Raw genomic sequence first — 23,962 nt, forward strand, 5'->3', positions numbered from 1 at the left:
TATTCTCCCCGTTGCCGGAGGAAAATATTCACAAAAAAACGACCACCCGCAAGTTTTTTGCCGATGGTCGTTTCTTGCCCCGTCAGATGACAAACCGTTTCACATTGTCCGTCAATTTTTCCGCGAGCCGCTTCAACTGTTCCACGTTCTCCGTCATCCTGGCGATGGAGGCAAGCTGGACATCAACCGTTTCCACCACACCCCCGATGGTGACATTGATTTCATCCGACATGGCGGAAAGCCGTCCCATCGCCGAGGAAACCACTTGATTGCCGGCCGCCATCTCTTCGGAGGTGGCCGTCATCGCTTCGCTTTGTTCCGCCGCCGACTGGATATCCGACACGATGTGCCGGAACGCTTCCCCCACCGATTCGACAGAACGCAAACCGGCATTCACCTTGGAAACGATGCCGTCCATATAATCGCTCATCTCCATGGCCTCATCATTGATGGAACGGGCGATGCCGGCGATTTTGTCGGAGAAGGCGCTGCTTTCTTCCGCCAGCTTGCGTACCTCGCTGGCGACAACGGAGAAGCCCCTTCCCGCTTCTCCCGCCCTCGCCGCTTCAATCGCCGCATTCAGCGCCAGCAGGTTGGTCTGGGAGGCGATGGTGCTGATCATCTCGACGATACTGGTAATCTCCTTGGCACGGTCGCGCAGGCTGTGCATCCGCTTCGCCGTAGTTTCCACCTCATCGGAGGCGCTGCGCACATGGGAAATCACTTCGTGCACGAGCGTCATGCCGTCCTGCGCTCTGTCAAACGTGCGGGATGTCGCCAGGGATGTCGACTCAGCCGCAATGGCCACCTGCTCAACGCCCTGGGAAATTTCCGCGATCGTGGCGGCCGTCGACTGCACCTCGGTCGCCTGAATCGCCACTTTCTCCGAGATGGTGAAAATGCTCTCCGTGACCACATCGATCGCCTTTTTGTTGCTGTTCGACAGCTCATTCAACTCTTCGGCGGCGGTATGCAGATGCGTTGCCTGGCTTTGCACCAGGGCAATCAGATTGCGCAGCTCGCCAACCATGCTGTTCAGGGTCCGGCCTACTAGGGCCACCTCGTCATTGCCGTTAACCTCCGCATGCACATTGAAGTCTCCGCTGCCCACTCGCTCCATATCCCGGGCGATCGCCAGAAGCGAGGTGCGGATCCGTTTGGCAAACCACCAGATCAACAGGGCGGCGATGGCGGCGATGGGAATGCTCATCAGCAGAATAACGCCGGCCATGCTGTTGATCTCCCCATACACCTCATCCACGCCGGTCGTCAGCACGAAAAACCAGCCCAATGATGGAATCGGGGCGAAAGCGGCAAACGATTCCTTTCCCTGCTCGCTGTACAGGAGGCTGTCGCTCTTCTTTTGCCCCATCTTTTCCATCATTTCCTTGTAATCAGGCAGTTCGGTCAGCAGCATCTGATTGTTGCTTTTGGGGTCCTTGTGAGCCACAACCAGGCCGTCGGGTTTCACGATAAACGCCTTGCCTTCGCTCATAAACGGAATGGTTGGGATCTTGGCCAACCACGGCTCCATCGTGAACGCCACCACAAGCAGACGGCTGGTGTCGTCATTTTTGTCCCCGATGGGGGAAGCTATGTACAGCAGGCTTCTTTCGGCACCGCGAACGATCTCTTCATCCGAAAACTGCGGCGCTTTCGTCTCCATCGCCTTTTTGAAATATGCCTTTTGTTTGAAATCAACGTCGCTGTGCCCGGTCATGGAGTAAAGCTCGCTGCCGGTTGTTCCGTCCACCAGGTAGATTTTCAAAATTTCCTGATGGGCCTGATTCAGCAGGCGGAACTGCTCAAGAATCAGCGTCTCCATATCGGTCGTCATGACCCGCTTGGAGGCTGTGGACTTGACCGAAGTCATGATTTTGCCAAGCCAGTCCTCCACGCTGGCGCTGTGCTGTTCCGCAAGCATCTTGGCCTGCTTGGAGGTAATGTCGATCAGGGTTTTCTTTGAGTAGGAAAGCGCGATGAACTGAAGCGAAACGACGACGACAATTACCAGGATAATGCCAAAAGCGATCATTTTTTGAGCGATTGACCCGGAAAACCAGTTGACGAAAAACGAGCCTTCCTTCCTGTTTTGAGCCAGCGGCTGCTTTCTCCATTTTCTGAGTGCTGATTGAATCAACTTGTCCACAGAAAAAGCAAACATACGTTTCCCCACATGTATCCCCCTTTTGCCAAATGGACCCTATCCCGGCAGACAAATGTCCCAGAAACAAGCCTCCAGCGAAACTTCAAGCAGGAAGAAAGCACGATGTTTTCTTGAGGCAATATCTGACACTTTTCAACTTCATCATATAACAATTACCCGAAATATGAAAGATTGGTAAAGAAAACCACCCAACCAAGCAAAGCCTTGTGTCGGGTGGTAACTGTTCTCCCTTGATCCGCTCCATCAATTATACAAATGGCAAGCGGTAAAATGACCCGGCTCAACCTCTTTCCATACCGGTTCCATCGCAGCGCATTCCGGCATCGCTTTCGGGCAGCGCGTGCGAAAATGGCAGCCGCTCGGCGGATTCATCGGGCTCGGGACATCCCCCTGCAGCACGATGCGCTCCCGCTTGCGCTCCACTTCCGGATCCGGAATCGGGATGGCCGACAACAGCGCCTGGGTATACGGATGCAGCGGCTTCTCATACAGCTTCTCGCTCTCCGCCAGCTCCACCATTTTGCCCAGATACATGACGGCCACGCGATCGGAAATGTATTTCACCATGGACAGATCGTGGGCGATGAACATGTAGGTGAGTCCCATTTTCTCCTGCAGCTGCTCCAGCAGGTTGACGACCTGTGCCTGCACCGAGACGTCCAGCGCGGAGATCGGCTCGTCACACACGATGAATTTCGGCTCCACGGCCAGGGCGCGGGCAATGCCGATCCGCTGCCGCTGGCCGCCGGAAAACTCGTGCGGGAAGCGGTCTATATGCCCAGGGTTCAAGCTAACCAGGGAAAGAAGCTCCTGGATGCGCTCCTTCCGCTCCTGTCCCGTCGCCAGCCCGTGGATGTCCAAAGCCTCCCCGATAATATCTCCTACCGTCATCCGCGGGTTGAGGGAGGCATACGGGTCCTGGAAGATCATCTGCATGTTGCGGCGCATCGCCTTCAGTTCGCTGCCCTGCAGTTTGCTGATGTTTTTCCCTTCAAAGATCACTTCGCCGGCGGTCGGTTCGTACAGGCGCAGAATGGTTCGTCCGGCCGTGGACTTCCCGCAGCCCGACTCGCCGACCACGCCCAAGGTTTCGCCGCGATTAATGGTAAACGAAATATCGTTGACGGCCTTCAGCGTCTGGCCTCCAACCTTGAAAAACTTTTTCAGATTGCGCACTTCAATCAATGTTTCCTGTGTTTGTGTTCCCATCGTGCGCTCCCTCCTATGAACCAGTCTTGCCCTGCGCAAGCGGATGATGCAGCCAGCAAGCCGATTGATGATTGCTGCGAACCATGTCCAGTTTGGGGTCATACAGTTGGCATACGCGCATCGCCGATTCGCACCGCGCTGCATATCCGCAGCCCGCCGGCGGTTTCAGCAAATCAGGCGGCGTGCCGTAAATCGGCGTCAGCGGTTCGTTCCGGTTCTGATCCAGCCGCGGTACGGAACGCAGCAGGCCTTTTGTATAGGGGTGCTGCGGGTTGTAGAAGATTTCGTCAACCGTTCCCGATTCCACAACTTTTCCGGCGTACATGACGATCACCCGCTCGCACATGTCAGCGACGACGCCCAGATCGTGCGTGATCAGGATGATCGACGTGCCCAACTTTTTCTGCAATTCTTTCATCAGCTCGAGGATTTGCGCCTGAATCGTCACATCGAGCGCGGTCGTCGGCTCGTCCGCGATCAGCAGCTGAGGCTGACAGGCCAGCGCAATCGCGATCATCGCCCGCTGCCGCATGCCGCCGGAAAACTCGTGCGGGTACTGGTTGACACGCCGCTCCGGCTGGGGAATGCCGACCATTTCCAGCAGTTCCACAGCGCGTTTGTGGGCAGCAGCTGCGCTCATTTTGTGGTGTTTGGTCAATCCCTCGGCAATCTGCTTGCCCACCGTCATCGTCGGGTTAAGCGAGGTCATCGGGTCCTGAAAGATCATCGAAATCTCTTTCCCGCGCACCTTCTCCATTTCTTTTTCGCTTTTCTTCAACAGATCCTGTCCATTGAACAGGATGCTGCCCTGTTTGTACTGAACCGGCGGCTGCGGCAGAAGCTTGAGGATGGACTGGGCCGTGACGCTCTTGCCGCACCCGGACTCGCCGACGATGCCGATCGCTTCTCCTTTGCCCACCTCAAAGTTGACGCCGCGCACTGCCTGTACTTCCCCGGCATACGTATGAAATGTAACGTGCAGGTCGCGCACTTCCAGTATTTTTTCCATTTTTTCCACCCTTTGCTTCACAAGTTATTTACGCATCCTTGGGTCAAGGGCATCCCGCAGACCATCGCCGAAGACGTTAAAGGCAAACATCGCCAGCGAAATCAAAAATCCGGGAATGAACAGCTGATAGGTATTGCCGACAAGCAGACTAACCAGTGCATCGTTGGCCATCGTCCCCCAGCTTGCTTGCGGCGCCGGTACGCCCAGGCCGAGGAAGCTGAGCGTCGCCTCGGCGAAGATGGCAGTAGGCACGGTCAATGTGATGTTAACGAGGATCGGTCCCATCGTGTTGGGAATGATGTGCTTGCGCAAAATCCAGCCGGTGCTGGCACCAAGTGCAAGCGCAGCCTGTACATACTCCTGCTCTTTCAACTGCAGCACCTGGCCGCGCACAAGCCGGGCCATCGGGATCCAGCCGGTGAGCGTCATCGCGATGATAATCGTCCACAGGCCCTGTCCCATCACGACCATCAGCAAAATCACCATCAGCAGGTACGGCACCCCGTAGAGCACTTCGGCGATACGCATCATGATATTGTCGACGCGGCCGCCTTTAAACCCGGAGATGCCGCCGTAGATGACACCGATGACAAAGTCGATCAATGCCGCCATCACCCCGATAAACAGGGAGATGCGCGCACCGTACCAGGCGCGTGTAAACAGGTCACGTCCCGAGGTATCCGTACCGAACCAGTGCTCAGCGCTCCAGCGCAGATTTTTCGCCTTAAAATCGATTCCGTGGTACGTGTAGCCGCTAATCATCGGGCCGATAATCGCCATAACCACCAGCCCGACGATCAGGAACAGTCCAACCATTGCCAATTTATTCATTTTTAAACGGCGCCACACATCTGCCCAGTAGGAGATGCTCGGACGCACGATCTTTTCCGTCTCCATTGAATTGTCAGCTACAGGCTGGAACAGTTCGGCAGTCAACTGCGGTTCATGCTGCATTTTTACTCCCCTCCTGTAACTTTGATGCGCGGATCAATCCACGTATACAATACGTCGATAACAAAAGTAAGAAAGATCAAAACCGCACTGTAGAAAACCGTAGAGCCGAGAATAACCGGATAGTCACGGTTGAAGATTCCTTTTACAAACATTTCGCCCATACCGGGTATGCCAAAAATGTGTTCGATCACAAAACTTCCCGTTACCAGGTTGGTCGCAATCACACCCAGTACGGTGACAATGGGCAGAATCGCGTTGCGGATCGTATGTTTCAGAATAACCATGCTTTTGGCGATCCCTTTTGCCTTAGCGGTTTTCACGTAATCCTGCGACAGCACTTCCAGCATGCTGGAGCGCATCAAGCGCGCCGTAAAGGCCATCGGCATCGCGGCCAGCGCAAGCGACGGCAGGATCGTATGCTTCCAGGTTCCCCACTGCGCAGGCGGCAGCAGCCCCCACTCCACGGCAACGTAGTTGATGAAGACAGTAGCAAGGATGAAGTTGGGCACGGAAAGACCAATGATTGCCAACACCATCGAGAGGTAGTCCGGATAGCGATTGTGGTAGAGCGCGGCAAATACACCGAAGATGATGCCAAGCGTCACCCCGATGATCAGCGCCTGCAGACCGAGATGCAGGGAAACCGGGAAACCTTCCCTGATGTAATCGTTGACAGTCAGCGTGCTTGACTTGATCGACGGTCCAAAATCAAACTGCAGAAGCGATTTCAAATAAAGGCCGTACTGTACGTACAAAGGCTCGTCCAGATGATAATACCTCATCAGATTCTCGAAGACGCCCGGCGGCATTTTTCCTTCTTTTGCAAATGGATTTCCTGGGATACTGTGCATCAGCACAAAGGTGAGTGTGATCACCATCCACAGTGTCAAGAGGGCCCAGCCGAGGCGCTTTAAAGTAAACCGTAACACCGAATACCCTCCATTCGTGTTTGCTTAATGAAGGGGGAACGCGCCAAGCATTCCCCCTGATTGATCCCTTGGTGATTACTTCTGGATGTCAGCGTATTTAAGTGTCGGATATTCTGTCGCCAGTGCGTAAACGCCTTTGACGTACGGTTTAACCGCATACGGCTTGGTGTAGAAGTAAATCGGCATGACCGGCATCTCGTCCATGAACAGTTTCTCGGCGTCACGCATTGCCTGCATGCGCACCTTCTGGTCGTTGGACTGTTTTGCCTTCTCAACCAGCGCGTCGTATTCCTTGTTCTTCCAGCCGGTATCGTTCTGCGTACTGAGGCTGGTAAACATGTCCATGAACGTCATCGGATCCATGAAGTCGCCAATCCAGCCGGCACGCGAAATATCGTAGTCAAGCTTGTGCTCTCTGTCGATTTTGACCTGGAACTCGGCATTTTCCAGTTCGCATTCGATGCCGAGGTTGTCGCGCCACATGCTTTGGATCGCTTCGGCAATCTTCTTGTGGGCGTCCAGCGTGTTGTACAGGATCTTGAACTTCGGCATGCTGGTCAGGCCTTCTTCTTTCAAGCCTTCTGCCAGCAGTTGTTTGGCCTGTGCAACATCTTCCTTGAAGTAGTCGGTTTGATGGAATTCGTTGCCGTTTTCGTCAACCGAGCCGAGAGCTACGAGCCCGTAAGCCGGTTTTTGTCCTGCCTGCGTAACGTTGTCGACGATCGCCTGACGATCGATCGCCATCGCCAACGCTTTACGTACTTTCACGTTGTTAAACGGTTTTTTGGTCGTATTGAAGCGATAGAAGTAAGTTGCATACTCCGGATCGATATGCAGTTCCGGGCTGTTGGACGATTTCAGCTGGCCGATTACGTCGGTCGGCAGCGGATAAGCAAGATCCAGATCGCCGCTGCGGTACATTTGCCATGCCGTGTTTTCGTCTTCGATCATGGCCCAGTCGATCTCGTCGATCTTGATCTTGTCCTTGTCGAAATAGTTTTCGTTTTTCACCATTTTCAGGCCTTCTTTATGCTTCCACTCCGTCAGCTTGAACGGTCCGTTGGAAACGAAGGTGGAGGCGTCGTTGGCCCAGTTCGGATTTTGCTCCTGAACTTTTTTGTTCACCGGGAAGTAGGTATAGAAACCGGCCAGTTCCAGGAAGTAAGCGGTCGGGTTGGTCAGTTTCACCTGCAGGGTTTTGTCGTCGAGCGCCTTTACCCCTACTTTGTCTTCCAGCGCCTTCAGTTTGGCAGGGTCTTTTTCTTTGCTGGTGTTGTACGCTTCGGCTCCTTCAATGTAGTAGAGCTGGTAAGCGTAGTCGGAAGCGGTGTTGGGATTGAGCGCGTATTTCCAGGCAAACTCAAAGTCGGCAGCGGTTACCGGGTCGCCGTTCGACCATTTGATGCCGTCGCGCAGATGGAAGGTATACGTTTTTCCATCCGGGCTGATGTCCCATTTTTCCGCCATCGCCGGTTCAATTTTGTTGCCCTCTACAACCTCGGTCAGACCAACGAACAGATGGCGCAGCGGCCAGGATTCATGCGTCCCCTGTGCCTTCGCGGGATGGAGCGAACCCGGCTCACTGGAGTTGTTGACGCGCAGGATCTTCGGCCCGGAGCTGCTGCTGTCGGTCGATCCGCCATTGGTAGCAGTCTGTCCGCCGTTATTGTTCTGGGCAGTGTTTGAACCTGTATCCCCGCTGCAGCCCGTAAGCGCTAACAGCCCGGCAAGGGACAGACTCAGCAATACAGAGATGCTTTTTTTCACTGAATTACCCTCCTTAATGATATATTTTGTATAGAGATGGACTGCGCGGCTGTTCTGCAGCCAGGCTCATCCAATGCTCTCCCCGTTTTCCGGAAATTTTCCGAAAAATTATGAGGAACTCCGGAAGCCGCGATTCAGAAGCAGCGCATAAGTAGCGAATAAATGCGCATCTTTGTTTTTTCCTGCAAACCGCACTGCTCTCGCAACAAACAAAATTATCATTTTTCGAAAAAAAGTATTTTATTTAACAACACAATACATAATATAAAACACAAATCAACCGTTGTAAATATAACCCCTGAAATTAATGGACGGGACCCGCTTATTTTTCAGCCGGATAACCGAAAAACGGCAGCGAATGAGAATATTCAAATATTCCAAGGTTAACTCAGGGCGGCCGTTTCAGAAAATTGGCAAAACGAGCATGAGAGGAAGTATGCGAATCCGCCAAGACAGCAGGAGAGGATCGGGAGAAAAGGGGCGGTTCTTTCCTTTTCCCCCCATTTCTCCCTATTATATATACTGGGTGAATCATCTGTCCAGATTAGGTAGCTGCGACGGTTGTGTAAAGCAAGTTTGGCCGTTCAACCGGTTCTGCCGAAATCTCAATCGCCGCCATTATCTCACGGCGGGCTGTTTCCGCGCTTTCCGGACTGTTGGCATAGACGGTCGCCAAGCGCGAACCCGCAGTGACCGGATCAGCAACTTTACCATTCAACAAAATGCCGACCCCCAGGTCAATCTCCATCTCTTTGGTCAGCCGGCCTGCCCCCAGCACCACGGAGGCCCGCCCGATTTTCTCCGCGTCTATTTTCGCAATAAAGCCGCTTTGTTCAGCCAACACGTCCAGTTTGTACGCCGCTTCGGGGAGGAGTGACGGATCGTCTACCACACGGGTGTCCCCGCCTTGAGCAGCAATGAGCTGCCGGAACTTCTCCTTTGCCGCACCGCTCTCAAGCAGCTCCTGCAGGTGCTCACGCGCTTGGGCAAACGTCTCGTGCCGACCTGCCAGCATCAACATATGCGCCCCGATGGTCAGAGCCAGCTCCGTCAAATCGTCCGGCCCCTTCCCCGACAGGCAGGCGATCGCCTCCCGCACTTCCAGGGCATTCCCCACCGCATAGCCAAGCGGCTGGTTCATGTCACTCAGCACGGCTACGGTTTTTCTTCCCACCTGCCGCCCGATCTCCACCATGGTCCGGGCCAATTCTTCCGCTGCCTCCACCGTTTTCATAAACGCGCCGCTTCCCACCTTCACATCCAGCAGGATCGCATCCGCTCCTGCGGAAATCTTCTTGGACATGATGGAGCTGGCGATCAGATGCACCGATTCGACGGTGGCTGTCACATCGCGCAGCGCGTACAATTTCTTGTCGGCAGGAGTCAGGTTGCCGGACTGACCGATCACCGCAATGCCGATGTCGCGAACCTGCGCCAAAAACTGCTCACGGGTTCGCTCCACCTGAAAGCCGGCGATCGACTCCAGCTTGTCGATGGTTCCGCCGGTATGGCCCAGACCGCGGCCGGACATTTTGGCTACCGGGATGCCGGCAGCCGCCACGAGCGGTCCCACCACCAGCGTGGTCTTGTCTCCTACCCCGCCCGTGCTGTGCTTATCCACCTTCACACCGGGAATCCCGGATAAATCCAACTGCTCTCCCGACGCGGCCATGGCCATGGTCAGCTCGGCGGTTTCCCGCGGAGTGAGCCCGCGCAGCACGACCGCCATCGCCCATGCGGACATCTGATAATCCGGAATGCTTCCTTCCGTATAGCCTTTGACGATAAACCGGATCTCTTCCGGCGAATGCTCCTTGCCATCCCTTTTGTCGGCAATCAAATCAACCATTCTCATGTCGTTACACCTCGGCTCCGATACATTTTCGCGTCCCTTACATTCTGGCAATGATGCCGTGAATGAGGGACAGGAAGGTGGTTTTCACCTTCTCGGTGGTTTCCATCACTTCCTCATGGGAGAGCGGCTGATCGAGGATACCGGCAGCCATGTTGCTGATGCAGGAAATGCCCAGCACGTTCAACCCCATGTGGCGGGCAACGATCACTTCCGGAACGGTGGACATGCCGACCGCATCGCCGCCCAGGTAACGGAACATGCGGATTTCAGCGGGCGTTTCGTAGCTGGGGCCAAGCAGTCCGACATACACCCCTTCCCGCAGAGCAATGCCCAGCTCCTCCGCCACGCTTTTCGCCAGGGCGCGCAGCTTCCGGGAGTACGCTTCCGACATATCGGGAAAGCGCGGGCCGAAGCGCTCGTCATTGGGTCCGATCAGGGGGTTGCGGAAGGTCATGTTGAGATGGTCGGCGATCAGCATCAGATCTCCGGGGCGGTAGCTTTCGTTGATGCCGCCCGCCGCATTGGTGATGATCACCGTCTCCACCCCGATCAGCTTCATCACCCGGATGGGGAATGTGACCGCATCCAGGTCGTGGCCTTCATAATAATGGAAACGCCCCTGCATGGCCACCACCTGTTTGCCCTCCAGCCTGCCGATCACAAGCTGCCCTTTGTGCCCGACGACCGTGGACCGGCTGAACCCCGGAATCTCTTGATACGGGATGATGACCGGATTTTCAATCTCTTCCGCCAATACGCCCAGTCCGGAACCCAGGACGAGGCCGATGGTCGGCTTCTCCGTCAATTTCGCTTCGATCGTTTCTTTTGCTTGTTGATACAGATCCATGGTATTCCACCTCTTGTTACAAACTGGTCAGGAAGCTCTTGCCGATGGCAGGCATGGGGACGCCAAAATTGTCCGCGATGGTGGCCCCGACATCGGCAAACGTTTCGCGCACGCCGAGCGATCCGCCACTCGGCAGGCCTTTGTAGAAAACCAACAGCGGCACATACTCCCGGGTATGATCCGTTCCGTGATGGGTCGGGTCGTTGCCGTGGTCGGCGGTGATGATCAAAAGATCGTTCTCCTGCAGGTGCCCCACAATCTCCGGCAGACGCGCATCGAACTCCATCAGGGCGCGGCCATACCCTTCCGGATCGCGGCGATGGCCGTACTTGGCATCGAAATCAACCAGATTGACGAAGCTGAGGCCCGTAAACGCTTCCTTCATCGTGCCGATCAACTGATCGACCCCGTCCATGTTGTCCTTCGTCCGGATGGCCCGCGTCACCCCTTCGTCCGCGTAAATGTCGGAGATTTTTCCGATGGCGATCGATGCGAAGCCGTGCTCCTGCAGGCGGTTCATGACGGTTGGCGCGGGCGGCTTCACCGAGTAGTCATGGCGATTGGCCGTCCGGACGAACGCGCCGGGCTTGCCCACAAACGGCCGGGCGATCACCCGCGTGACGGCATACTCGTCGCGCAGCGTCAGTTCTCTTGCCACCTCGCAGATCCTGTACAGTTCCTCCAGGGGAACGATCTCTTCGTGGGCCGCAACCTGGAAGACGCTGTCCGCCGACGTATAGACGATGACGGCGCCCGTGCGCATATGTTCTTCGCCCAGTTCGTCCAAAATGGCGGTACCCGACGCCGGTTTGTTGCCGAGCACCTTGCGGCCGATGCGCTTCTCGAACTCGTCGATCAGCTCTGCAGGAAAGCCGTTGGGATAGGTGCGAAACGGGGTGGAAACATGCAGCCCCATGATCTCCCAGTGGCCGGTCGTGGTATCTTTCCCGACGGAGATTTCCTTCATTTTCCCCCAATGGGCGCGCGGCGTCTCTGCCGGCGACACATGGTGGAGCGGCGCGATATTGCCGAGACCGAACGATGCCAGGTTCGGCAGCGCAAAGCCGGGCACCCGCTCGGCAATATGGCCCAAGGTATGCGCCCCTGTGTCGTCGAACTGGGCGGCATCCGGCAGTTCTCCAATTCCTACGCTATCAAGCACGATCAAAAAGATACGCGAAAAACGCGGCATGGCGACTCCTCCCTGTCGGTATGGATTTGATGAAAAAAAGAGAGCCTACGCTCTCGGATGTGTCTTGGCATAAACGTCTTTTATGCGGGTACGAGTAACGTGCGTATAGATCTGGGTCGTGGAAATATCGGCATGGCCAAGCATCTCCTGGACCGAGCGCAAATCGGCTCCATTCTCCAGCAGATGGGTGGCAAAGGAATGCCGCAGCGTATGCGGCGTAATCTCCGTGCGAATATTTACTTGTCGGGCGTAGCGTTTCATGATTTTCCAGAAGCCCTGCCGGGTAATCTGCTTGCCGAGATGATTGAGAAACAAGGCGGTTTCCTGCTTTTCTTTCAGCAGCTTCGGCCGCCCCACCTCGATGTACTGCCGAACGATCTCGATCGCCATCGAGCCAAGCGGGATGATGCGCTCCTTTGACCCCTTGCCCAGGCATTTGACAAACCCCATCTCCAGATTCACATCCCCGATCGAGAGGGAGACCAGCTCCGAAACCCGGATGCCGGTCGCATACAGCAACTCCAGCATCGCCTTGTCCCGCAAGCCTGCCGGATGATGCACCTCGGGGCCATCCAGCAGCCGCTCCACCTCTTCGATGGTGAGCACCTTGGGCAGCCGCTTCTCGATCTTCGGCGTTTCCAGATGGATCGACGGATCTTTCTCCAGATGCTTGTCACGCACCAGGAATTGATAAAAGGCGCGGATCGATGCCATATTGCGTGACAGCGTCGCCGTCGCCCTTCCCTTTTCCTGCAGGGTGAAGAGATAGCCGATGATATGTGAACGGGTGGAATCGCGGATGTCCGTAACGCCATGGTCGCGCAGATACGCCGTGTACGCCATCAAATCGCGCTGATAGGATTCCAGCGTATTGGCCGCCAATCCTTTTTCCACGGCAAGAAAATGGATGAAGTGATCGATCAGCATCTCCATGAAGCGTTTCTCCTTCAGTGAAAGTGAAAGTTTCTTCTAAACCTTTCCACACCGAACGAGAAAATTCCTCTTTTTTCATGGGGAAAAAAGAGGTTACTCCCCGACCAGATAAAAGAGCTGCAGGCGGCCTGCATACCAGCTTCCATCCTGCGGGGATGGGCCATTGATCAGCTTGACCACCTTCACGGCATTCCCGTTGGGTTCCCGGTACGGATTGCCCGGCAGCACATGGTCGGTCAACAGCAGTATAATTCCGTAAGAGAGAAGCGCACAGGTGACGAACAGCAGCATGAAACGCAACGCCTCCATGAGCCTGCGCATGGGAACCGCCATGTTGTCGCTCCCTCCCTTGTTGTCGTTGCCTCCATTATATGCGGCCTGCCATCGCGCCATGCGCCTATACCGATGCTTCCTGCACAATCTCTCCGAGAGGCGTGTACGGGAGATTCAGGGATGTGGCCACCGCTTCGTAAGTGATTTGTCCCTCGATCACATTGACGCCCCGGGCAAGCGCTTTGTTTTCCGCGATGGCTTTTCGGTACCCTTTGCTGGCGATCTGCAGACCGTACGGAATGGTCACATTGGACAGAGCAAGCGTTGACGTGCGGGGAACTGCGCCGGGCATGTTGGCGACCGCGTAATGGACCACGCCATGCTTCACATAGGTGGGATCGCTGTGCGTGGTGATCCGGTCCACCGTTTCAATCGATCCGCCTTGATCGATAGCCACGTCCACGATGACGGAACCAGGAGCCATCGTCTTGACCATCTCTTCGGTAACCAGCTTCGGCGCCCGCGCCCCGGGGATCAAGACGGCCCCCACCAACAGGTCCGCCTCTTTCACCGCCTGCGCGATGTTGTAGGAATTGGACATCAACGTATGCAGGCGGCCGTGGAACTGGTCGTCCAATTCCCGCAGCCGGTTGGCGTTGACATCGATCAAGGTGACATCGGCTCCAAGCCCGATCGCCATTTTGGCCGCATTGGTGCCGACAACGCCTCCCCCAATAATCACGACCCTGCCAGGGGGGACGCCCGGAACACCGCCGAGGAGAATCCCCTTGCCGCCGTGCGGTTTTTCCAGGAACTGCGCGCCGATCTGCACCGACATGCGTCCCGCCACCTCGCTCATCGGCATCAGGAGCGGCAGGTGACCGTCCTCGGTCTGAATCGTTTCGTAGGCGATGGCGATCACTTTCTTCTGCCGCAGCTGTTCGGTCAATTCGCGCTCCGGTGCCAGGTGGAGGTATGTAAACAGAATCAGGTTCTCCCGAAAAAACGGATATTCGTCCGGCAGAGGCTCCTTCACCTTGCAGATCATCTCCGCCTTCTCCCACACCTCTTTGGCCGTGGACAGGATCCGGGCCCCTGCCGCCTTGTAATCTTCGTCCGGAAATCCGCTGCCCGTGCCCGCCTGCGTCTCCACGTACACCTCATGGCCGGCCTGAATGTAGGCGGCTGCCCCGGCGGGAGTGAGGCCGACGCGATTCTCGTTGTTCTTGATCTCTTTTGGTACGCCGATGATCATCTGGTACGCCCTCCTGCTGTCAAAGTATCACAGGTATAGGATGTCCAGATGGGCGGGCGTCAAACGAAAAACTTCTCTGCCGCGAGAGAAGTTTTCTTATTTGAAGTCTTCGATATTCACCTTGTCGATACAGCGGTGGCAGATGCCATAGAATGTCAACCGGTGATCAAGAATGGAGAAATTGTAGACCGTTTTGACTTTCTCTTCAGCTGACACCAGCAGATCCTCAAAAATCTCGTCGACCGTACCGCAGTTGAGGCACACCAGATGATGGTGGTGGTATTCCGCATTGTCATCGCGCAGATCGTAGCGGGCCACGCCATCCCCGAAGTTCATTTTGTGGATGATTTTCAGTTCGCTAAGGAGATCAAGCGTGCGATACACCGTGGCAAGACCGATTTCGGGGGCTTTTTCCTTCACCAGAAGGTAGACATCTTCCGCACTCAGATGATCTTCCTCGTTTTCCAGCAAGACACGAACAGTGGCTTCACGCTGCGGCGTCAATTTATAGTTTTGGGAATGCAGCTGCTGTTTAATCTTTTCTAATTTTTCTTCCATGATTGCCCCTCCCCGCTCGCCTCTGTGCTTGGCCAGCATATGCCCCATGGCAGGACACAAAAGCATGAAAACCTGTTCCTATTATAGAGGAGGGCATTCCTTGAAGTCAAATACATCTGTTCTTACATGATAATTATTCTTAATTAATCACGTATTGCATCAAGGCGGGCGAGACATAGGTTTCAAACAGGGCGGCGATCGTCAAGACAGCCAGCATGGCGAACACGAGGCCGGTGTAGCTGATGAAGTAGGGCAGGATGACATCCCGTTTGGACAGCAGGCGCGTTCTGATCAGGCGCAGCGAAAAAGAGATCCCCCCCACCCCGACGATCAGCAGGGCCGGGACGATCAGCATGTTTTGCGGCAGCACGCCCACCAGCGAGAAGGTGACGCCCTGCCACTGCAGCTGGTCAACGAGAAAGCCTACGGTAAAGCCGACGATCACCCCTTTCAGGAACAGGAGCAGCAGGATGAGCGGCAGACCGATGATCGAGAGCCCGAGGATCCACATCACGCCGATCGTTTTCAGATGATAGCCGAACGTTTGCTGAAAATGGAGGCCCGGATCGGCAATCCCGTTTTCATCCATGTTGGCGAAAAAATAATGGAGAAAGCCGATCAGCTCCTGCTTTTGCGAAAGATCCAGCGCGTTGACGATCACTGCCCCGAAGATCACGCCCATAGCAAACAAGACGACGGCAAACAGATAAAGGGACTGATGCTCCTGCATATAGGCCTGCAGCGTATGGCGTACGCGTCTCTTCATCCCGCTTCCTCCTACCCGAACCCTGGTTTCTACCAGCGTATGCGGACAGGCCACCCGCTATGACTGACCGGCTTGCTTCACCCTCTCCCAGACGGTAAAGCGGTATGGGTACGGGTTCTCTTCATTCTGAGTACCGGGCTCGCTGGAGATCAGCCGCCATTCGGACTCGTCGTAAGAGGGAAAATAGGCATCGCCCGTAAAGGCATGGTCGATCAAGGTAATGTACATGCGGTCGGCAAACGGCAGAAAGAGACGGTAAATCTCGGCTCCCCCGATCACGAACGCTTCTTCTTCCTGCGGCAGACGGGCCATAAGCTCATCCACGGAATCATAGGTGGTACAGCCTGCCGGACGGAAATCCTTCCGCGTCGTCAGGATGATGTTTCTCCGGTTGGGCAGCGGCCTGCCGATCGATTCATAGGTTTTGCGCCCCATGATGACGGTTTTTCCGCTCGTGACCCGCTTGAAATACTGCAGATCCGCCGGCAGGCGCCAGGGCAGGCCGTTGTTGCGGCCGATCAGCCGGTTTTGGTCCATGGCAACGATCAGGGAGATCATACCGCTACGTCCATCTCCAATCTGGGATGATGCCGATAATCGATCAGTTTGATATCATCCGCCGTAAAATCATAAAAGTTGGTAATCTCCGGATTCAGCCAGAGCTTGGGCGCCGGATACGGCTCGCGCCGAAGCTGCTCTTCCAAGGCGGAGAAGTGATTCTCGTAAATGTGGACGTTGTTCATGTAGTGGACGAATGTGCCCGGAACCAGGCCCGTCACTTGGGCGACCATATGGATCAGCACCGCGTACTGCGTGAAATTGAACGGCACGCCCAACCCAAGATCGGCGCTGCGCTGGACCAGCGTACAGTTGAGACGTCCGGCGCTGACGTCCCACATGGTCATAAACGCGCATGGCTGCAGCGCCATATCATCCAGATCGTTCAAATCCCACAGGCTGATGATGTGGCGCCGGCCCTGCGGGTCCCGCTTCAGACCATCGATCAGCTTGTCGATCTGCTTGTGTTTGCGCACCTGGTAGCCGTACGCCTTCCCGATCGTCCCGTCCTCCCGGGCCCACTCATCCCAGACCGTCACGCCCATCTCCTGCAGCGTCTTCACGTCATTGCTTTGCAGCACATAAATCCATAACAGCTCCTTGACCGCCGTTTTGAAAAACACCTGCTTGGTGGTCAGGATGGGAAATTCCTTCTGCAGATCGAACGTGAAGGAACGGCCGAACAATTTCTTGGTGGGAATGCCCGTCCGGTTGTTGTCATAATACCCGTTTTCAAGTACATCCCTGACCAGGGCAAGATACTGCTGATCCGCACTGTTCATCGTCATGCGACTCCCCTTTTTAAGCCAACATCGCTCAGTCCATTATAGAGAGCATGACCGCGCTTTGTCATCCTCTCTTTTCACATGTCTGCACCCTGCCATAAGTCCCTGCACCGCCGGCGGAGATGGCCAGCTTGCCGGCTCTGGCCAGGATGATCGTCCTGGCCGCCGCTTCCCCCACGATAGACGCCAGCTGTTCCTCGTCCGTGCGGTGCAGGATATTCATCTCCGTGCCAAACGCCTGGTACAGTTTTTCCCGCGTCTTTCGTCCCACCCCGGGAATGAATTCGAGCGGGATCTGTTCCACATACGGCGGGCGATGGGGTGGATGAACGCCGGCCGGCAGGTCAGCCAGCTGCTCCACGCGTTCCGCTACTCCTCTGACCACCGCCTTGTACCCGCAGTGCGGACAGCGCCCGTCCCCTTCCACCGGCAGCGGGGCATGGCACGACTGGCAGGTGGTCTGATGGTATTTGCCCAGGCGGGGATGCAGACCGTAGTTGGCTGCCACGCCTCTCCCGTCCGCACGCTGCAAGGCTTTGCGCCACTCTTCAAAGCACGGTTCGGCCATGCGGATCGCCTGGTATTCCCGCCCGATTTTGGACAGCGAATGGGCATCGGAGTTGGTGACGAATGTCTTGTCGTGCAGTTCGCTGAGCCGATCCGCCATCTCCGTGTTGGCGGAAAGGCCCAATTCGACGGCATTCACCAGCGCCGGGTCGAGGACATCGGCCAGCCGATCCGCACAACTGCCGTACAGCCCCTTGTGAGGCGTGAAAATATGGGCGGGGATCAGGATCCCTTCCTGTGACGCCAGATACTCCTGCAGTTCATGCAGGCCGGCCGCGATCCGCTGCGAGCTGAGGTTGACGTTCTTGCAGCGGGCGGAGAGCCAGCGCGTGAACCGGGACATCTTGTCCAGCGTGGGCAGATAGCAGAGAAAATGGGCCTCCCCGCGCCCCGGTTCCTTGATCTCCACTTCACACCCCAACAGCAGCATGGTCTGCTTGTAGGCGATGCCTCCGAGAGGATGGGGAACTGCCTGCCTGCGCTCCATCAGCTCGGCCAGCTCCTCCTGCACCTCCGGGGCATGGGCGTCGATGATGCCGATCATCTCCATGCCCTTGCGCTCCGACGCCTCTTCCAGAATGCGCGTCAGCGTCATCTGCCGGGATGCGGTTATCTTGACCGGTCTGCCGCTCTGTGTGCCGCCCACATGGATATGCAGGTCGCAAAAGAAGGAACGCAAACGGTCAGCCACGGCCTTTCAGCACCCGATTCTCCCAGGCGTACAAAGCAAGCACCGTCTTCGCGTCGCGTATCTTGCCCGTGCGATGCAGTTCATGCGCCTCTTCCAAGGTAAGCGCAAGCACCTCCACAAATTCATCTTCGTCCAGACGGGTTGTCCCCGCCTTCAGCCCGGTTGCCACGTAGAGATGAAGCAGTTCATCCGCGAAACCGGGCGACGTGTAGAAGGAGCTGAGATGCTCAAAATGCTCCGCGTGATACCCCGTCTCCTCCTCCAGCTCCCGCTTGGCACACGCAAGCGGATCTTCCCCCTTCTCCAGCTTGCCTGCCGGGATTTCCACGATGGTCAGCTCCAGGGGCTTGCGGAATTGACGCACCGCAATCATCTTTCCGTCATCCGTCAGAGGCAGGACGGCCACGGCTCCCGGATGATGGACGATCTCCCGCTTCGCTGTTTTGCCATTGGGCAGCACGACCTGATCCACTTTTACCTGAATGATGCGTCCGTCATAGATCGTTTCGCTTGCAATGGTGCGTTCATACAAGGCATCTTTGTCAGCCATTTCATCCACCTCAACGGTCATTTTTGGTCTAAACAGACGGTTTGATCCATAAGCTTACAACGAGAAAGGCTTGTCCCAGACGCAACCCAACGGAGGCGATCTTTATGAAAACGTACACGGCACGCGGCCAGCTGCGCATGGTGGGCAAAGTGTGGGAGATCCGCGCTACGCTTCGCCACATGTCCAAAAAGAACGAAACGCTGCAAGAATGGCTTCTGCGCCGAGACAGGGCGACCAGACGCTAGGCGGCGCTCCCCTGCTGACCGCTTGCAAGGCGACTTCTGCCGCAAGAAACGCTGCCTGAAACGGCGACGGATCGTCCGCCAGCGTCCGCCCCATGGTGGCAAGCGGCAGCGGATAGCTGGCCTGAAGCGACTCCATCTCCGCGAGGGAAGGCGCGTCCAGGACGACACGGAGGTGCCTGGCTTCCATCCGGTCTTCGCTCTCCTGCGCCTCCAGCAAGGCATCGCGGTCATCTCCAAAGCGCGGGACGGGCAGCATCACCGGACGGAGCGTGAAGCGCTTCAACACCGTACGGGTATGATGGCTCATCCCCTGATGGCGCGGCCGCGGGTCGGAGAAGCTGATGCGCGGGACGACGATCGGGATTCCCCCGAGCAGCGAGACCGCATGGATCACCTCGGCAAGCTGCATCCCGGAAAACCCCAGCGGTGTCCCCGTCCCGGCCACCCCTGGACCCAGCAGACACAGCAGCAGATCCCCTTTGGCCACCCATTTGGCGGCCAGCAGACCAGTATGGAGATTGACGGCCTCCAGATCGCCGCCCCAGGCTTGGCCGGTCGTCACCGTGGCCTTAAGCAAACCCAGCCGCCGCAGCGTCCGGACGTGGCGGCTGACGAGTATCGGTAGCGCTGCGCCGTCCGGCATGATATACACCAGGCTGCGGTCCGGCTCCCGCTGTTTGAGCGCAAGCACGAGCAGGGGCAGCAGGCTGTGCAGTTCCCCAATCAGCACGGGGGTGCCTTCCAGCGTAAGCGCGTCATTAACAAACAGCGCATGATGCGGACTGTTCTGCTCTTCGACGGCATCGACGGCCAGCTGCAGGGGGGAGTAGCGCATTTTGACGATATGCCCCCACGCGGTCGGGTAGAGATCGGTTTCTCCCGCTTGCTCCAGTCTGCCGATCACGAAATGATACCCTCCTGTTCCCAATCCCAACACGCCTGCGGTGGTATTGATCAGCACACGTTCCCCCGCGCGGCAGCGCCCTGTCTCCCGCCAGTAGCAGAACGCCTGCCCGATGGCACCGCTGCCCAGATGGCGGATCGACAGCGTCTGCCATCCGTTCTCTTCGCCTGACACACCCAACACTTCCGCTGTGGCTACACGCAGCATAGAGGCCCTCCTTTCCATCCCCCTTCCATCGTATGCGGCAGAGGAGGCCGCCATACAACGGAATGGGAAAGGAAAAAGAGGATGGGTCTTCCCCCGTCCTCTTTCACATCTCTGCCGTTGTCTATTCAAGCACTTCCTGAATAATGGCCAGCACCAGCTCGGCCGCTTTATTCAATTCCTCGATCGGCATCCGCTCGTTTTTCGTATGGATCTCCTCATAGCCGATCGCCAGGTTGACGCTTGGAATCCCGTAGCCGTTGAAGTGGTTGCCGTCACTGCCGCCGCCGCTCTTGACCAGTTCCGGTTCGCGGCCCACCCGTTTCACGGCGTTCATCGCTTTTTGCACGACCGGGGTATCCTGGTCGAACTTATAGCCATGGTACATGAAGATGACCTGGTTTTCGCAGCGAGCGCCCATCTCCGCCGCCGCTTCTTCATAGGCGGTGGTCATTTTCTTCACCTGCTCCTCCAGCTTCTCCATCACGAGGCTGCGCGCTTCCGCCCACACTTCCACGAAGTCGGTGACGATGTTGAACGCTTTGCCGCCCTCAAAACGGCCGATGTTGGCCGTGGTATCCTCATCGATCCGCCCCAGCGGCATGCGGGAGATCGCCTTGCTTGCGACCGTGATGGCGCTGATGCCGTCCTCCGGATTGACGCCGGCGTGAGCGGCTTTGCCGTGGATTTTGGTAATGATGCGGTACTGCCCGGCACCTGCCACGGTGATTTTGCCCACCGGTCCTTCCGAGTCAAAAATAAAGCCCATGTCCGCCTTGAGCAGGCTGGCGTCCATGTTGCCGGAACCCAGGAGCCCGGATTCTTCCCCGACGGTAAACACCACCTGAATCGTCGGATACGGCAGGTTGTTTTCCTTTGCGGTGCGGATGCCTTCCAGGATGGCGGCGATGCCCGCCTTGTCATCGGCACCGAGAATCGTCGTGCCGTCGGACACCACATAGCCGTCCTTGACGGAAGGTTTCACCCCATTGCCCGGGACCACTGTATCCATATGGCTGCTGAACAGAATCGTCGGTCCCTTGGCTGTGCCGGGAAGGGTGGCCACCAGGTTGTTCGCTTCATGGCCGATCTTGGCGGCCACATCGTCCTCTTCGACGGTGAAGCCCAACGCAAGCAGTTTTTCTTTCAAAACTTTCTGGATCGCGGCTTCATGTTTCGTTTCGCTGTCGATCTGGACCAATTCCAGAAACTCGTTTAACAATCGTTGGTAGTTGATCAAGGCAATTCCCCCTATGTATGGATTGGACGGCTAACTTGATTCGGCTCTATCAGTATAAACCAAACCGGCAAGTTTCTCCATACGTTGGGCGTGATTATAACGGAATGTTGCCGTGCTTTTTGTCCGGCCGCTTTTCCCGTTTGCCGCGCAGCATCTCCAGGGAGCGTTTCAGATGCTTTCTGGTTTCGCGCGGGTCGATCACATCGTCCACCATGCCATGTTCGGCGGCTACATACGGGTTGGCGAATTTCTCCCGGTACTCCGCGATTTTCGCCTGGCGGGTAGCGGCCGGATCATCGCTTTGTTCGATCTCTTTCGCGAAAATGATGTTGGCTGCCCCCTCCGGCCCCATCACGGCGATCTCCGCATTGGGCCAGGCGTACACCACGTCGGCGCCGATTGCCTTCGAATTCAGCGCGACATAGGCGCCGCCGTACGCTTTGCGGGTGATTACGGAAATCTTCGGCACGGTCGCTTCCGAGTACGCGTACAAAATCTTGGCGCCGTGGCGGATGATGCCCCCGTGTTCCTGATTGATGCCCGGGAAAAAGCCCGTTACGTCCACAAACGTGATCAGCGGAATGTTGTAGCAATCGCAGGTGCGGATGAAACGGGCCAGCTTGTCCGACGAGTCGATATCCAACCCACCGGCCATCACCTTTGGCTGATTGGCGACCAGGCCGACCACCTGGCCGTCGATCCGGCCGAATCCCACCACGATATTCCTGGCAAAATTGGGGTGGATCTCCAGAAAATCGCCATGATCGACGATCAATTCCAGCACTTTCTTCACATCGTACACTTTTGTCCCAGCCACCGGAACCGCATCGATGATCGCCTCGATCCAGTCCCCGGGGTCCCCGTCATAGTGGAGGCGCGCCGGTTCTTCGCGGTAGTTCTGCGGCAGGAATGACAGCAACCTGCGCACCTGCGCCAGCACCTCTTCTTCCGTCGCCGCGGTGAAATGGGCGTTTCCGCTGATGGAGGAATGAACCGCGGCGCCGCCCAGATCTTCGCTGCTGATCTTCTCGCCCGTTACGGTCTCGATCACTTTCGGTCCGGTGATAAACATCTGGGAAGTTTTCTCCACCATGAACACGAAGTCCGTGATGGCGGGCGAGTAGACCGCCCCACCGGCACACGGCCCCAGAATGACCGAGATCTGCGGAATCACGCCGGAATAGATGGAGTTGCGGTAAAAAATATGGCCGTAGCCGTCCAGCGAGACCACGCCCTCTTGGATGCGGGCGCCCCCGGAGTCGTTCAATCCGATGACGGGTGCCCCGTTTTTCGCCGCAAGATCCATGATGTTGGCAATCTTTTTGGCATGCATCTCCCCGAGCGCGCCCCCAAACACGGTGAAATCCTGGGCAAACACATAAACAAGGCGGCCGTTTATTTTCCCGTAACCCGTGACGACCCCTTCCCCGGGCGCTTCCAGCTTATCCATGCCGAAGTGGGCGGCGCGATGCTTGACGAAGGGCTGCAGCTCCACAAAACTGTCGGGATCAAGCAAAATGTCAAGCCGCTCGCGTGCGGTCAGCTTGCCGCGATTGTGCTGCGCGGCGATCCGCTCGTCGCCGCCGCCCAACTCCACCTTCCGCTTGCGTTCGTACAATTCGTCGATTTTTTCGTACATCTGGTCGCTCATTCGCTCTGGTGCTCTCCCTTCGCTGCCGGATATTGGCACAATTCAAACAGGACCCCGCCGGCCGCCTTCGGGTGCAGGAAGGTGATCTGCGCTCCATGGGCCCCGGTTTTGGGGGTCTCGTGGATCAGCGGGACGCCGTTCTCCTTCAGTCTGGTCAGCCGTTCTTCGATGTCATCCACATCGAGGGCGATATGATGAATGCCTTCCCCGCGCTTCTCCAGAAACCTGGCGATCGGGCTGTCCGGGCCAAGCGGCTCCAGCAGTTCGAGACGGCTCTCCCCGATGCCGAGAAACGCGATGCGCACCTGCTCGCTCTCCACCACTTCGGTTCCCAGGAGCGGCAGTCCCAGTTGTTCGGTGTAAAAAGGCAGCGCCGATTCGATGCGGCTGACCGCGATCCCGATGTGGGCGATTTTTTTCGGCGGCTGCACCAGGCTCATCCGCTTGCGCTTTACGTTGTTGCGGATAAAATCCGCCGTCACGGCTGTGGGGGTTCCCGGCGTGAAGATTTCCGAGATGCCCTGGGACTTCAGAAAGGGGATGTCCTCCTGCGGAATCACCCCTCCCCCCACCACCAGAATATCGTCTGCTCCGTGTTCACGCAGCAGTCTCACTACCTCCGGAAACAGTTCGTTATGAGCGCCGGACAGGCAGGAAAGCCCGATACAGTCCACATCCTCCTGAATGGCCGCGTTCACGATCTGTGCCGGCGTCTGCCGCAAACCGGTATAGACGACCTCCATCCCTTCATCCCGCAAAGCCTGGGCCACGACCAGCGCTCCCCGGTCGTGCCCGTCCAGTCCCGGTTTTGCGACGAGAACGCGTATCTTTTGATTCATAGTTGCTCCTCCCT

General features: G+C 56.8%; 22 protein-coding genes. All 22 read right to left on the minus strand.

The window, feature by feature from the left end; genetic code table 11:
- Positions 1 to 82: 82 nt before the first annotated feature.
- The gene (locus tag G3578_RS05570; protein ID WP_346773962.1) at positions 83 to 2,176 is read right to left on the minus strand and encodes a methyl-accepting chemotaxis protein; all 2,094 of its coding nucleotides are present in this window, start codon (positions 2,174 to 2,176) and stop codon (positions 83 to 85) included.
- Between the two features lie 234 nt (positions 2,177 to 2,410).
- Positions 2,411 to 3,376, minus strand: coding sequence for an ABC transporter ATP-binding protein (locus tag G3578_RS05575; protein ID WP_165209768.1), 966 nt, complete (start codon positions 3,374 to 3,376; stop codon positions 2,411 to 2,413).
- Positions 3,377 to 3,389: 13 nt separating this feature from the next.
- A complete protein-coding gene (locus tag G3578_RS05580) occupies positions 3,390 to 4,385 on the minus strand; it encodes an ABC transporter ATP-binding protein (RefSeq protein ID WP_165209771.1) in 996 nt (331 codons plus the stop codon).
- A gap of 24 nt (positions 4,386 to 4,409) precedes the next feature.
- Positions 4,410 to 5,339 carry an ABC transporter permease gene (locus G3578_RS05585; protein ID WP_165209774.1) on the minus strand — a complete coding sequence of 310 codons (930 nt, stop codon included), beginning with the start codon at positions 5,337 to 5,339 and terminating at the stop codon, positions 4,410 to 4,412.
- A 2-nt stretch (positions 5,340 to 5,341) separates the two neighbouring features.
- A complete protein-coding gene (locus G3578_RS05590) occupies positions 5,342 to 6,268 on the minus strand; it encodes an ABC transporter permease subunit (protein WP_165209777.1) in 927 nt (308 codons plus the stop codon).
- A gap of 75 nt (positions 6,269 to 6,343) precedes the next feature.
- A complete protein-coding gene (locus G3578_RS05595) occupies positions 6,344 to 8,035 on the minus strand; it encodes an ABC transporter substrate-binding protein (protein ID WP_165209780.1) in 1,692 nt (563 codons plus the stop codon).
- A 544-nt stretch (positions 8,036 to 8,579) separates the two neighbouring features.
- The gene (locus tag G3578_RS05600; RefSeq protein ID WP_165209783.1) at positions 8,580 to 9,890 is read right to left on the minus strand and encodes a pyrimidine-nucleoside phosphorylase; all 1,311 of its coding nucleotides are present in this window, start codon (positions 9,888 to 9,890) and stop codon (positions 8,580 to 8,582) included.
- A 37-nt stretch (positions 9,891 to 9,927) separates the two neighbouring features.
- The gene (locus G3578_RS05605) at positions 9,928 to 10,737 is read right to left on the minus strand and encodes a purine-nucleoside phosphorylase (RefSeq protein ID WP_165209786.1); all 810 of its coding nucleotides are present in this window, start codon (positions 10,735 to 10,737) and stop codon (positions 9,928 to 9,930) included.
- Positions 10,738 to 10,753: 16 nt separating this feature from the next.
- Positions 10,754 to 11,929 (minus strand): phosphopentomutase, encoded by a 1,176-nt coding sequence (gene deoB, locus G3578_RS05610; RefSeq protein ID WP_165209789.1) that lies wholly within the window; start codon positions 11,927 to 11,929, stop codon positions 10,754 to 10,756.
- Positions 11,930 to 11,974: 45 nt separating this feature from the next.
- A complete protein-coding gene (gene xerD / locus G3578_RS05615; RefSeq protein ID WP_165209792.1) occupies positions 11,975 to 12,862 on the minus strand; it encodes a site-specific tyrosine recombinase XerD in 888 nt (295 codons plus the stop codon).
- Positions 12,863 to 12,955: 93 nt separating this feature from the next.
- Entirely contained in the window at positions 12,956 to 13,195 is a 240-nt protein-coding gene (locus tag G3578_RS05620) for a DUF4227 family protein (RefSeq protein ID WP_165209795.1), read from the minus strand.
- Positions 13,196 to 13,259: 64 nt separating this feature from the next.
- Positions 13,260 to 14,390, minus strand: coding sequence for an alanine dehydrogenase (gene ald / locus G3578_RS05625; RefSeq protein ID WP_165209798.1), 1,131 nt, complete (start codon positions 14,388 to 14,390; stop codon positions 13,260 to 13,262).
- A 96-nt stretch (positions 14,391 to 14,486) separates the two neighbouring features.
- Positions 14,487 to 14,948: a ferric iron uptake transcriptional regulator gene (fur, locus tag G3578_RS05630; RefSeq protein WP_165209801.1), complete on the minus strand. Its 462-nt coding sequence runs from the start codon at positions 14,946 to 14,948 to the stop codon at positions 14,487 to 14,489.
- 139 nt (positions 14,949 to 15,087) lie between these two features.
- Positions 15,088 to 15,714 (minus strand): stage II sporulation protein M, encoded by a 627-nt coding sequence (spoIIM, locus tag G3578_RS05635; RefSeq protein WP_165209804.1) that lies wholly within the window; start codon positions 15,712 to 15,714, stop codon positions 15,088 to 15,090.
- 57 nt (positions 15,715 to 15,771) lie between these two features.
- Positions 15,772 to 16,272, minus strand: a complete 501-nt coding sequence (locus tag G3578_RS05640) for a dihydrofolate reductase (RefSeq protein WP_165209807.1) — start codon at positions 16,270 to 16,272, stop codon at positions 15,772 to 15,774.
- Complete coding sequence (locus G3578_RS05645; RefSeq protein ID WP_241254481.1) at positions 16,269 to 17,060, minus strand: thymidylate synthase; 792 nt, start codon at positions 17,058 to 17,060, stop codon at positions 16,269 to 16,271. Before G3578_RS05645 ends, G3578_RS05640 begins: the two co-directional genes overlap by 4 nt.
- 61 nt (positions 17,061 to 17,121) lie before the next feature.
- Entirely contained in the window at positions 17,122 to 18,315 is a 1,194-nt protein-coding gene (locus tag G3578_RS05650) for an endonuclease Q family protein (protein WP_346773963.1), read from the minus strand.
- On the minus strand, positions 18,308 to 18,865 hold the full coding sequence (locus G3578_RS05655) for an NUDIX domain-containing protein (protein WP_165209810.1): 558 nt from the start codon (positions 18,863 to 18,865) through the stop codon (positions 18,308 to 18,310). The genes G3578_RS05650 and G3578_RS05655 overlap by 8 nt, the downstream gene beginning before the upstream one ends.
- 165 nt (positions 18,866 to 19,030) lie before the next feature.
- Positions 19,031 to 20,221, minus strand: a complete 1,191-nt coding sequence (locus G3578_RS05665) for a DUF3866 family protein (RefSeq protein WP_165209815.1) — start codon at positions 20,219 to 20,221, stop codon at positions 19,031 to 19,033.
- Positions 20,222 to 20,342: 121 nt separating this feature from the next.
- Positions 20,343 to 21,458 carry a M20/M25/M40 family metallo-hydrolase gene (locus G3578_RS05670; protein WP_206529501.1) on the minus strand — a complete coding sequence of 372 codons (1,116 nt, stop codon included), beginning with the start codon at positions 21,456 to 21,458 and terminating at the stop codon, positions 20,343 to 20,345.
- A 94-nt stretch (positions 21,459 to 21,552) separates the two neighbouring features.
- Positions 21,553 to 23,109: an acyl-CoA carboxylase subunit beta gene (locus tag G3578_RS05675; protein ID WP_165209818.1), complete on the minus strand. Its 1,557-nt coding sequence runs from the start codon at positions 23,107 to 23,109 to the stop codon at positions 21,553 to 21,555.
- Entirely contained in the window at positions 23,106 to 23,948 is an 843-nt protein-coding gene (gene mce / locus G3578_RS05680) for a methylmalonyl-CoA epimerase (protein WP_165209821.1), read from the minus strand. Before mce ends, G3578_RS05675 begins: the two co-directional genes overlap by 4 nt.
- Positions 23,949 to 23,962: the final 14 nt, after the last annotated feature.

Source organism: Brevibacillus sp. SYP-B805 (genome assembly GCF_011059135.1).
In the GTDB taxonomy this organism is placed as follows: domain Bacteria; phylum Bacillota; class Bacilli; order Brevibacillales; family Brevibacillaceae; genus Brevibacillus_F.